This is a genomic window from Thermodesulfomicrobium sp. WS (genome assembly GCF_027925145.1).
Lineage (GTDB): Bacteria > Desulfobacterota > Desulfovibrionia > Desulfovibrionales > Desulfomicrobiaceae > Thermodesulfomicrobium.
This window is the reverse complement of sequence record NZ_AP027130.1, coordinates 689274-700605: the sequence shown is the minus strand read 5'-3', so window position 1 is coordinate 700605 and position 11332 is coordinate 689274. Positions and strand designations below refer to the sequence as shown.

The 11332-nt window shown below is 63.2% G+C and carries 13 protein-coding genes and 1 tRNA gene; 7 read left to right on the top strand and 7 right to left on the bottom strand.

Annotation, left to right across the window (positions count from 1 at the left end):
* Window positions 1-9: 9 nt before the first annotated feature.
* The 6 genes from pheS to QMF81_RS03385 all read right to left on the bottom strand — a co-directional run bounded on the left by pheS (window position 10) and on the right by QMF81_RS03385 (window position 4314).
* A complete protein-coding gene (gene pheS / locus QMF81_RS03410; protein ID WP_281752035.1) occupies window positions 10-1047 on the bottom strand; it encodes a phenylalanine--tRNA ligase subunit alpha in 1038 nt (345 codons plus the stop codon).
* Window positions 1044-1400, bottom strand: a complete 357-nt coding sequence (gene rplT, locus QMF81_RS03405; protein ID WP_281752033.1) for a 50S ribosomal protein L20 — start codon at window positions 1398-1400, stop codon at window positions 1044-1046. The genes pheS and rplT overlap by 4 nt, the downstream gene beginning before the upstream one ends.
* Before the next feature lie 81 nt (window positions 1401-1481).
* A complete protein-coding gene (gene rpmI, locus QMF81_RS03400; RefSeq protein WP_281752031.1) occupies window positions 1482-1682 on the bottom strand; it encodes a 50S ribosomal protein L35 in 201 nt (66 codons plus the stop codon).
* Between the two features lie 63 nt (window positions 1683-1745).
* On the bottom strand, window positions 1746-2270 hold the full coding sequence (infC, locus tag QMF81_RS03395) for a translation initiation factor IF-3 (protein WP_281752919.1): 525 nt from the start codon (window positions 2268-2270) through the stop codon (window positions 1746-1748).
* The gene (gene thrS, locus QMF81_RS03390) at window positions 2254-4188 is read right to left on the bottom strand and encodes a threonine--tRNA ligase (protein WP_281752029.1); all 1935 of its coding nucleotides are present in this window, start codon (window positions 4186-4188) and stop codon (window positions 2254-2256) included. The genes infC and thrS overlap by 17 nt, the downstream gene beginning before the upstream one ends.
* Window positions 4189-4239: 51 nt before the next feature.
* Window positions 4240-4314 (bottom strand) — tRNA-Val (locus QMF81_RS03385).
* A gap of 224 nt (window positions 4315-4538) precedes the next feature.
* Between QMF81_RS03385 and QMF81_RS03380 the strand changes: the two genes are divergently transcribed.
* From QMF81_RS03380 to QMF81_RS03370, 3 genes are read left to right on the top strand one after another with little or no spacing between them, the layout of a single operon-like run.
* Window positions 4539-5660, top strand: coding sequence for a fused response regulator/phosphatase (locus QMF81_RS03380; protein ID WP_281752028.1), 1122 nt, complete (start codon window positions 4539-4541; stop codon window positions 5658-5660).
* Between the two features lies 1 nt (window position 5661).
* The gene (locus QMF81_RS03375) at window positions 5662-6075 is read left to right on the top strand and encodes an ATP-binding protein (protein ID WP_281752026.1); all 414 of its coding nucleotides are present in this window, start codon (window positions 5662-5664) and stop codon (window positions 6073-6075) included.
* On the top strand, window positions 6072-6476 hold the full coding sequence (locus QMF81_RS03370) for a secondary thiamine-phosphate synthase enzyme YjbQ (RefSeq protein WP_281752024.1): 405 nt from the start codon (window positions 6072-6074) through the stop codon (window positions 6474-6476). Before QMF81_RS03375 ends, QMF81_RS03370 begins: the two co-directional genes overlap by 4 nt.
* Here QMF81_RS03370 and QMF81_RS03365 read toward each other — a convergent pair.
* Window positions 6473-7468 (bottom strand): NAD(P)H-dependent glycerol-3-phosphate dehydrogenase, encoded by a 996-nt coding sequence (locus tag QMF81_RS03365; protein ID WP_281752022.1) that lies wholly within the window; start codon window positions 7466-7468, stop codon window positions 6473-6475. The genes QMF81_RS03370 and QMF81_RS03365 overlap by 4 nt on opposite strands.
* Window positions 7469-7643: 175 nt before the next feature.
* Between QMF81_RS03365 and QMF81_RS03360 the strand changes: the two genes are divergently transcribed.
* The 4 genes from QMF81_RS03360 (at window position 7644) to QMF81_RS03345 (ending at window position 11268) form a co-directional block, all read left to right on the top strand.
* The gene (locus tag QMF81_RS03360; protein WP_281752020.1) at window positions 7644-8114 is read left to right on the top strand and encodes an Lrp/AsnC family transcriptional regulator; all 471 of its coding nucleotides are present in this window, start codon (window positions 7644-7646) and stop codon (window positions 8112-8114) included.
* Window positions 8115-8132: 18 nt separating this feature from the next.
* Entirely contained in the window at window positions 8133-9419 is a 1287-nt protein-coding gene (hemL, locus tag QMF81_RS03355; RefSeq protein ID WP_281752018.1) for a glutamate-1-semialdehyde 2,1-aminomutase, read from the top strand.
* Window positions 9420-9494: 75 nt separating this feature from the next.
* Window positions 9495-9911, top strand: coding sequence for a cytochrome c3 family protein (locus QMF81_RS03350; RefSeq protein ID WP_281752016.1), 417 nt, complete (start codon window positions 9495-9497; stop codon window positions 9909-9911).
* A gap of 145 nt (window positions 9912-10056) precedes the next feature.
* A complete protein-coding gene (locus QMF81_RS03345) occupies window positions 10057-11268 on the top strand; it encodes a hypothetical protein (protein ID WP_281752014.1) in 1212 nt (403 codons plus the stop codon).
* Window positions 11269-11332: the final 64 nt, after the last annotated feature.

Genomic DNA, 11332 nt, shown 5'->3' with positions numbered 1-11332 from the left:
CACCGCACCTCACGCAAACTGGCGCACAAATCGACTATCGTTTTCGAAAAAGAGGCGCAGATCGCCAATCCCATACTTGAGCATGGCCATACGCTCCACCCCGAGGCCAAAGGCAAAGCCGGTCCACGCCTCCGGATCGATGCCCACCTTGGCAAACACCGCGGGATCCACCATGCCGCAGCCCAAAATTTCCACCCATCCCGTGCCTTTGCACACCCGACACCCCTCGCCACAGTCCAGCACGCCGCGGCCGGCGCACAACACGCAGCTCATGTCCACCTCGGCGCTGGGCTCGGTAAACGGGAAAAAGCTCGGCCGGAAACGCACCCGGGTGGAGGCCCCGAACACCGCCTGCACCAGGGCGGTGAGGACTCCGCGCAACTGGGACATGGTCACCTGCCGGTCCACCAAAAGGCCTTCGATCTGGTGGAACATGGGGGTATGCGTCAGGTCCGAATCCCGGCGGTACACCTTGCCCGGGGCAATGATGGCGAGCGGGGGTCGGCGGGCGAGCATGGTGCGCACCTGCATGGGTGAGGTATGCGTGCGCAAAAGTACCCGCTCGGTGATGTACAGGGTGTCCTGCATGTCCCGCGCGGGATGTCCGGGAGGAAGATTGAGGGCCTCGAAATTATGAAAATCCGTCTCCACCTCAGGACCGGATACCGTCTCAAAGCCCATGCGCTGGAGCACCGCGCAGATCTCCTGCTGGATACGCGTCGTGGGGTGCAGTGCCCCCACATGCGGCACCCACGCGGGATCCCCGGCGTCAAAAGGCATCGTCCCCTGGGCTTTTTGGGCCAAATGCTCCTGGCACTGCTGCCAGAGCTCCGCAAGCCGCGCCTTGACGGCATTGGCCACCCGCCCCACCTCGGGGCGGTCCTGCGGATCCAGGCCGCCCATGGCAGCCATAAGGGCCGCAAGGCTTCCCTTGCGGCCCAGAAACTGCACCCGTACCGCTTCCAGGTCGGAAGCATCCGCCTTCGCCAGCGCCTCTGCAAAGCGCGGCACCAAGGCTTCCAAATCGTGGATCAATTGGGTCTTCACGCCGTGACCTTCTGCTGGACCATCTGACACAACGCGGCAAATGCCTCTTTCTCCCGCACCGCCATGTCCGCCAGCACCTTCCGGTTCAGCTGGACCTGGCAGAGTTTGAGCCCGTGCATGAAGCGGTTGTAGGTCAGTCCATGCTCCCGGGCGGCGGCATTGATGCGCATGATCCACAGGGCACGAAAAGCGCGCTTCTTCTGCTTGCGATCCCGGTAGGCAAAACACAATGCGCGTTCTACGGTCTCCCGGGCGGTACGGATGAGCGCGTGACGCGAGCCACGATAGCCTTTGGCAAGTTTGAGATACTTCTTGTGCCGACGATGGGCAGTCATTCCTCTTTTGACACGCATGACGATCTCCTTCACGGCCAGGTCCAGTGGGAACAAACTGGAACACTGCGCCGCACCCACTGTGGGGTGGTTTTGCGATGTTTAGAACAGGTAGGGCAACAGACGACGGATCGACGCCACGTTGGAATCGGCCACAATGACCGATTTCCGCAGCTGCCGCTTCCGCTTGGGCGACTTCTTGGTCAAGATGTGGCGCATGTTACAATGATTGCGCCGAATCTTCCCCCCGCCCGTGGCCGTAAAGCGCTTGGCGGCGCTCCGGTTGGTCTTGATCTTGGGCATGGTTTTCCTCCTTCAAAAGCTCCTGCCGCATACGCAGCGGGCCACGCCAGCCGAGGCTGGCGGTTATTTCTTGGGTAGTGGGGCCAGTACCAAAAACATGGTCCGGCCTTCAAAACGCGAGGCCTGCTCTACCTTGGCCACATCGGCGGTCATCTCCACGATGCGCTGCAAAATGGCCTCCCCCAAATCCTTGTGGGCCATTTCCCGCCCCCGGAAGAACACCGTCACCTTGCACCGGTCTCCGTCGTCGAGAAAACGACGGATATGGCGTACTTTGGTCTCGATGTCGTGGTCATCGGTATGGGGCCGGAATTTGACCTCCTTCACCTGAATCTGCGTCTGGCGCTTCTTGGCCTCTTGAGCCTTTTTCTTCTCTTCGTAGAGATATTTCCCATAATCCATCACCTTGCACACCGGGGGCTTGGCGTTGGGGGCCACCTCCACGAGATCGAGTCCCCGGCTTTCTGCAATAACCAGGGCCTCATCCACGCTCATGATACCAATCTGCGCGCCGTCTTCGCCGATGACGCGAATCTCCCGCGCCCGAATCTGCCGGTTCTTCCGGGCCTTATTAGTAGTGGAAAGAATAGCGCATGCCTCCGCGCGTAAAAGGTTCCGCACACTCGTGGCGCAAACGGTCCACCAACGCAGCAACCGTCATGGTCCCAAGATTCGCACCACCCCGTTGGCGCACGCTCACGCGCGCGCTTGCCACTTCCTCGTCTCCGATCACCACAGCGTAGGGGATCTTCGCCATTTGGGCCTCACGCACCTTGTAGCCGAGTTTCTCGTTCCGCGTGTCCACCTCGGCCCGTAGGCCTGCATCCCGCAGCGCCTGCACCACCTCAAAGGCATAGGCGTCGTGGCGATCGGTCACCGTGAGCACCCGAACCTGCTCGGGCGCCAACCACAAGGGGAAGGCCCCGGCAAAATGCTCCACGAGGATACCGATGAACCGCTCCACCGAGCCCATGATGGCCCGGTGCACCATCACCGGCCGGTGCCGCTCCCCGTCTTCGCCGATATACACAAGATCGAAGCGTTCCGGCAAGGTGAAATCCACCTGAATCGTGGAGCACTGCCATTCCCGGCCCAAGCAATCCCGGAGCTTGACATCGATCTTGGGGCCGTAAAACGCGCCGTCGCCTTCGTTGACGCTGTACTCCAGGCCCATCTGCGCCATGGCCTCCCGCAGGGCACTTGTCGCGCGCTCCCAATCTTCATCCGTACCGATGGACTTTTCCGGCCGGGTGCTGAGCTCCATGCGATACTCGAAGCCAAAGACGCCCATGAGATCCTGAATCCATCGCATCACACCCTTGATTTCATCCAGCAATTGATCAGGGCGGCAGATGATGTGGGCATCGTCCTGCGTAAATTGCCGTACCCGCAAGAGCCCATGGAGCACGCCCGAGAGCTCGTGGCGATGCACCACACCGAATTCAAAGAGCCGCACCGGCAAATCCCGGTAGCTATGCTGCGTGGTATTGTAGATGAGCATGTGCGCCACGCAATTCATGGGCTTGACGCCATACGGAACGCCATCGATCTCGGTAAAATACATGTTTTCCCGATAATTGGCGTAATGTCCCGAGGTCTCCCACAAATCGCGGCGCAGAATCTGCGGGGTGCGCACCAGACCGTAGCCACGGCGCAGCATCTCCTTGGTGACGAAATCTTCCAGAATGGCCCGCACGAGCGCCCCCTTGGGGTGCCAGTAGGCCATGCCGGCACCGCCGCGCTCATGGAAGCTGAACAGATCCAGCTGCGGGCCGAGCTTGCGGTGATCGCGCTTCTTGGCCTCTTCGAGCATGGCCAAATGGGCCTTCAAGGCCTTTTCCGTGGGGAAAGCCGTGCCGTAGATGCGCTGAAGCATCGGCCGGTTCGCATCCCCCCGCCAATACGCACCGGCAACGGCCGTGAGCTTGAAGGCGCGCACGAACCCCGTAGAGGGCAAATGCGGCCCCCGGCACAGATCCACGAAATCCCCATGCTGGTAGACGGACACCGTTTCCGCACCGAGATCGTCAATGATTTCGATCTTATAGGTCTCGCCCAAAGAGCGAAAATACTCCCGCGCCTGCTGCGCGGACATCTCGCGGCGCACAAAGGGATGATCGGCCGCAATGCTTTCGCGCATCACGGCTTCGATGCGTTCCAAGTCTTCTGGGGTAAAGGCGTGCGCAAGATCGAAGTCGTAATAAAATCCATTTTCGATGTCCGGCCCGATGGTCACCTTGGCCTCAGGATACAGACGCTTGACTGCCTCGGCCATGATATGGGCGGCGCTATGGCGTAAAATGGACGTCCCCAGCGGAGAATCCAAAAAGACAGGCTCCACACGCTCGGTTCCCGAAGGAAGCGGCGCATCCAGATCCTTGGGTTCGCCATCACAAAGACAGGCAACGACTTCCTTCATTGCCTTTTTGGACACCCCCTGCACCAGGGCATCACGGCAGGTCATCCCTGGCACTGCCTCCACCGAGACCTCTCCTACGTACACCATGCGTCACCCCAGAAATGCATCAGGGAGGCTCTGCCTCCCTGGTGTTTGCAGTGGTAGGCGCGAGGAGGGTCGAACTCCTGACCCCTTGCACGTCAAGCAAGTGCTCTCCCACTGAGCTACGCGCCTCAACGAGGGCCTCGTCACTACAAAGGCGTGTTCCCCCTGTCAAGATTTTGAGCAGCAAATCGCGCAGCAATTTTTGCCCCCCACGCCGCGCCCAGCCCCAGCGGCCCGAGCTCCCCCGCCCGATCCCTCGCTCGGGGGACCACTGCGCCGCTTTTTTTGCCAAGGAACCCCCGCACCCTTGCAGGAGCCATTCAGCGGCGCTATGGAGCTTGCCAGGAGGCCCTGTGGAGCATCGCACCCCGCTCATCCTCATCGTGGACGACGAGCCCCTCAATGCCCGCATCTTGGAGTCCATGCTGCGGCGAAGCGGCTTTGCCACACTCACCGCCCACAATGGCCCCCAGGCGCGGGAGCTGGCCGCGCTGCATCCCGTCGACCTCATCCTCCTCGATGTCATGATGCCTGGGGAGACCGGCTACCTCACCTGCCAGCTCCTCAAAGAGACGCCCCAAATTGCCGACATCCCGGTGATCTTCATCTCCGCCCTCACGGACACCGAAAGCCGGGTGCATGGTCTCGAATGCGGCGGGGTGGATTTCATTTCCAAACCCTTCGAAAAGGCCGAGGTGCTCGCCCGGGTCAAGGTTCATCTGCGCCTGCGGCTTACCTACCGCGCCCTCATCGAAGCCCAAGCGCAGCGCCTCGGGCAGCTCCAGGCGGCCCAACAGTCGCTTTTGGTCCGCCCCGAAGACCTGCCCGAGGCCCGATTCGGCGTGCATTTCGCCCCCGTGCTCGAGGCTGGCGGCGATATCTACGACGTGCTGCCCACAGGCGTGGGGGTGTTCGACTACATCGTTGCCGACGTGAGCGGCCACGACCTTGGGGCCGGCTTTCTCACCTCCGCCCTGACGGCCTTGCTGCGCCAAAACGTCAATGCCGCCACGGCGCCGGAAGAGAGCCTCGCCATGACCAACCGGGTGCTGACCCGTATCCTCACCAACGGCGCACACGCCACCTTGGCCATGGCCCGCGTCAACCGCACCCAAAACAGCATTCACCTGGTAAGCGCCGGCCATCCCCCGCCGGTTCTCGCCCGCCAGGACGGATCCATGGAGCTCGTCCCCGCTGAAGGGGACATCCTCGGCGTATTCGATACCGCGCTGTGGACGCCGCAGGAAATCGCAGTCCAGCCAGGGGACAGGATTTTTCTCTATACCGATGGACTTGTTGAAGGTTTCGGTGATCCCCCCATCACGCGGGACCAAGGCATCGCCCTGCTGTGGGCCGCTATCCGCTCCACTGCATCCATGCCCATCGCTGCCACCGTGGAGGCCGTCCATGAATACATCGCCGCCCGCAAGGGCCCTGCCGAAGACGACAGCGTACTCTTGGGCATCGAGGTCTGACATGTTTACTGCCACCGTCCTCGAACACGACATCGAAGTCCAGATGAGCTCGGAACTGCGCCATGTGGACCGCAGCGTCGAGCTCTTGCGGGAATTCCTGGCGCGCCACGGGGCCGAGGACCGATTCTTCGACGTTGCCCTCGTGACGCGAGAAGCGCTCAACAACGCCATTCTGCACGGCAACGGCGCCGACCCCGCCAAGGAGGTCCTGTGGCGGCTCAAGCACCGGCAGGGCAAGCTGCGTCTCTACGTCAAAGACCAAGGTCAAGGCTTCGACTGGCAAGGCTGGATCCGCCGCCAAAGCGATCCTGAAGCGGAAAGCGGCCGCGGCCACGAAATCTTCCGGCTGCTCACCGCCCGTTTCTCCCACAACCGCTGCGGCAACGCCCTGTGCGTGGAAATTCCGCTCAAATGACGAGCTTCACCGTCTCCACCTCCCGCCGCGAAGCACTCGTGGACATCACCGAGCAGGTGGCCGCTGCCGCAGCCCGGTACCCCCAGGCAGCGGCCCTGATGGTCTTCAGCCCGCATACCACCTGCGGCATTCTCATCAACGAAGGCGCCGACCCGGACGTGGCCCACGACGTCATCGCCGCTCTGCGTCGCCTCGTTCCGCAAAGCCCCCATTTCCGCCACGTGGAGGGCAATGCCGACGCCCATATCAAAACGATCCTGGTGGGCAGTTCTGTGTCCGTGGTGATGGAATCCGGCCGGCTGCGGCTCGGCACCTGGCAGCGGATCTTCCTGGCGGAATTCGATGGCCCGCGGCGCCGCACCGTATGGGTGCAGGCGCTCGCCGCAGCGCCCGAAGGCTAGGCTTCCCAACGCAGCGGCCGCCCCATCAAGGTGCGCACCGCTTCCACGGGACTCTTGCCGGAGAAGAGTACGGCATGGACCTGTTCACAAATGGGCATCTCGACCCCCAACCGCTGCGCCAAGGCCCATACAGCCTGGGTGGTCCATACCCCTTCGGCCACGCCGCCCACCTGCGCCAAGGCGGCTTCCAGGGTGTGCCCCCGGCCAACCGCCAGACCCACGCGACGGTTGCGACTTGCATCCCCGGTGCAGGTGAGCACCAAATCCCCCAGCCCGGCAAGCCCCATAAAGGTCTGGGCCCGGGCCCCCATGGCCTCACCGAGGCGGGCCATCTCCGCCAGCCCCCGGGTGATGAGGGCCGCACGGGCGTTCTCCCCGAACCCTAGGCCATCGGCGAGCCCCGCGGCAATGGCCATGACGTTTTTGAGTGCACCCGCGAGCTCCACGCCCAGCACGTCGGTGGTGCCGTACACCCGAAACACCGGGCTGGCGCAACGCACCTGGATACGTTCTCCCAAGGCCGCATCCGCGCACCCCAAGACCACGGCCGTAGGCTGCCCGGCCATGACCCCCGCCGCAAAGGACGGCCCGGAGAGCACGCCGTAGCGCACCTGCCGTGCGCCAAGCTCCGCAGCCACCACCTGGCCCATGGTGCGCAGGCTCCCCTGCTCCACGCCCTTACCGGCACCCACCACGGCCACGCCTTCCGGGAAAAACGCGGCATGTTCCCGCAAAAAAGCAGCCAAGCGCTGGCAGGGGATGGCAAGCACCACCAACTCGGCACCGTGCAAGGCCGCCGCCATGTCCGCCGTGGGACGTACCGCTGCAGCCACCGGCCACCCCGGCAAATAGCGACGATTTTCCCTGCATTGGGCCATCTCGGCCATGAGGGCGCCACTGCGGCCCCAAAGCACGGTCTCCTTCCCCGAAAACGCCAGCGCGTGCGCCAACGCGGTCCCCCAACTGCCAGCGCCCAGCACCACCGCCTGCATGCGCACCTCCTTCTCGCAACGTCTCCTCTCAAAGCCTACTGAGGCCTTTGTTCCCTGTCCACCCGCTCCCCTTCCTCCCGCCACAAAGACGATCCCAAGCCTCCCCCCTTGCAGGTCCCCAGCAAAGGGACTACAGCTGCGGCACGAAAACTCCTGGAACTATCGAGGAAGACTCATGGAATTTACCCCCAACGAACGCCAGGTGCTGCGCATGGTGCAAGGCACGCTTCCCGACAGCGCCACCCCCTATGCCGACATTGCCCGCGAGGCAGGAGTGACCGAAGAGGACGTGCTCGCGCTTTTGCGGCGCCTCAAAGAAGGCGGCCAAATCCGCCGCTTTGGCGCCACCTTGCGCCACCAGCAGGCAGGTTACGGCTTCAATGCCATGGTGGCCTGGTACGTGGAAGACGGCGTCGATGAAGACGCCGCAGGCCGCATCATGGCAGCCCAACCGGAAATCTCCCATTGCTATTTACGCCGCAACTGCCTCGATTGGCCGTACAGCCTCTATACCATGATCCATGGCCGCACCCAAGACGAATGTTTGGCGGTGGTGCGTCGCATCCAAGAACTCACGGGAGTCACCCAATACGATATCCTCTTCAGCGATAAAGAGCTCAAGAAAACGTCCATGGAGTATTTTTAAAACCACAGAGGAACACCAATGCTCTCTTCGGAAGTATTATTTCAGCGCGCCTGCAACGCCATTCCCGGCGGGGTCAACAGCCCGGTCAGGGCGTGCAAAAGCGTGGGGGCCACGCCCCTTTTCATCGCCAGCGCCAAAGGCAGCCATATTGTCACGGAAGACGGCGCGGAACTCATCGATCTCGTCATGTCCTGGGGCCCCATGCTCCTCGGCCACGCCCATCCCGAGGTGGAGGCCGCCATTATCGAGGCCGTGCGCCGGGGCACCAGTTACGGCGCCCCCTGCCGGCTGGAGGTGGAATTGGCGGAAGCCGTGATCCGCGCGGTGCCGAGCATCGAAATGGTGCGCATGGTATCTTCCGGCACCGAGGCCACCATGAGCGCCCTGCGTCTGGCCCGAGGGTTTACCGGCCGCGATCTGGTGCTCAAATTCCACGGCGGCTACCACGGCCATGCCGACGCCTTCCTCGCCAGCGCCGGCTCCGGCGTCGCCACCCAGGCCATTCCCGGCACACCCGGCGTACCCGCCGCAGTGGTCCAGCACACCCTCCTTGCCCATTACAACGACACCGAGACGGTGCGCGCCCTCTTTACCGAGCATGGCGACCGCATCGCCTGCGTGTTCGTGGAGCCCGTGGCCGGCAACATGGGCTTAGTGCCCCCCCAACCCGGATTTTTGGAAACCCTTCGCGAGCTGTGCACCCAATACGGGGCGCTTCTCGTCTTCGACGAGGTCATCACCGGCTTTCGCCTGGCCTACGGCGGGGCGCAGGCGGCCTTGGGCATCCAGCCGGACCTGACGTGTCTTGGCAAAATCATCGGCGGTGGACTGCCCGTAGGGGCCTACGGCGGCCGCAGGGAGATCATGGAGCACATCGCCCCTCAAGGCCCGGTGTATCAGGCCGGGACCCTCTCGGGAAACCCCGTGGCCATGGCCGCCGGGCTGGCGACGCTGCGCCTTTTGGAAGGCCACGACTACGACGCCCTTGCCCGACGCACCCGCGCCTTGGCCTCGGAGATGACGGACATCCTGCGCGCCAAGGGCATTGCGGTGCAGTGCACCACCGTGGCGTCCATGTTCACCCTTTTCTTCACCGAACATCCGGTGACAGATTTTCCCAGCGCCCAGACCATGGACACGGCGCTCTATGGCCGCTTCTTCCGCCACATGCGCGAACACGGCGTCTTTCTTGCCCCTTCGGGCTTCGAATGCGCCTTCCTTTCCTTTGCCCATACGGACGCCGATCTCGAGCGCATTGTGGAGGCCACGCGCGCCTTTGATCCTCAAACCACGGCCCATCCTTGACGGAAAACCAAGACCCTCTCTATAGATTGTGTGCTTGTGCTTTTTCGAACTTTTTTTTGTGGAGGTAGAGGAAAAATGAAGAAGTCCATGATTGTCAGCCTGTTCTGTGTGCTGCTGCTCGCTTTGGGCACTGCACCCCTGTTCTCGGCCACGGCCAAGGCCCCGGGCGATGACTACGTCATCAAAGCACCGGAAGGCATGCAGACCAAGGAAGGAAAACCCCTGCAGAAGGCCGTGCCCTTCGCCCACTCCAAACACGCCTCCGTTGAGTGCGTCAAATGCCACCACACCATGGAAAAAGATGGTGCGATCAAAAAATGTACCTCGGCGGGCTGCCATGACTCCAAGGAAGCCAAGACCGCAGCCAACGCCAAGGACGTCAAGCTCGTGGAAAACGCCTTCCACAATCAGTGCATGGAGTGCCACAAGAAGCTGAAGGCGGAAAACAAGCCCACCGGTCCCACCGCCTGCAACAAGTGCCATATGAAGTAGAGCGCCAGTAGCGCGGCGTTGGCAAAGCACAAGCACGGGCCCTTGGTTGCCCCATCCGCCCCGGCGGGTGGGGCTTTTTTTTCGCGGCCACTTGGGATAGACAACGGAGACATCAAGCACAGGCGACAACCTTGGCGGGGGAAGTATGCACGCAGACGACGAAATCATTGAGCTCACGGACATCATTGAAGAAGGCGCACCCATCACATCGGGCTTGGGCGACTTCCCGGCGGAAAACGCCGTGGACCCGCAAAGCCTGGACGACGAACTCGACGCCCTCCTCGAAGACGTGGCGCCAGACCTCGACCCGCTGGCGGATCTGGAAGCACCCGCCCCGCCGCAGCAAAAAACTTCTCCCACGGCAACGGAAGTCTTGGATCCCGACGCCGACATCGTCCTTGGTGCGGAGGGGAACTCCCCGCTTACCGCAGACGATGACCTGGACATCTTCGCCGAGACACCGATCTTTGCCGACAACGAGCCGACCGCCACTGCGGCAACCACCGAGCCTTCGGCACCAGCGCACGAGGACGATCCTGCCAAGGATCTGACGGTAGAGCCCGACCTTGGGCCCGCATCCGCCGAGGACGCCGACCTCCTCACGGAGCCAGACCTCGCTCCCCTTGCAGGTGCCGCAGAACTGCCCCTGGGCGATGGATCTACCCTGCAGGGGCCGACAAGCCATGCGCCGGCACGCGATGTCCCGAAAGCACCCGAGAGCGGCGCGCAGCAACCATCCGCTCCCGAACCCCCGGCGGCCCCGGAGCGCATGGGAATCGTGGCACTCCCCGAGGACCCGGAAAAACTTCCTTTCTTCCCCGCGCTCATGGCCCTTGTCCTTGCCCAAGTGGACGATCGTCTCGCCGCAGCCACCGCCGCCGTGCGCCAGGATCTGGCGCCCAAGGCCGAAGCCCCGGCGCTCCCGGACCTGGACACCTGGGCGGCCCCGTTGCGTGAGGAATTGGCCGCCCTGCAGGCAGCAATGGCGGCCCTCGCGGAGGGCTCCGCCCCGAAGTCTGCGGAGGCGGCCCCAGCTCCAAGCGGCATCCTCCCGGAAGACGCCACGGCCCTCCGCCAGACCATAGCGGCGCAAAACGCGGAGATCGAGGCCGTACGCGCCCAAGTGGCGGCCAGGGATGCCGAAGTGGCGGCCCTCAAGCAGCAGCTCGCCGCCCGGGACGCCCAGATCACGGCCCTTGCCGCCCGCCTGGATGCCATGGCCCAAGCCCTGGAGAGCGGGAAAGCGGACCTGGAAGGACGAATGCGCGCCCTCGTCGAGGACGAAGCCCCGCGGGTGGCGGCCCGGGCCATCCGAGAGGAGCTCGCTGCGCTCATGGCGGAAGCAGGCCAAGGATAGCGTTTTCAAAAACCGAAGGGGAGGGCTTCACCGGTTTTTCTCTTCGGTTTTTGCCGCCCGGACT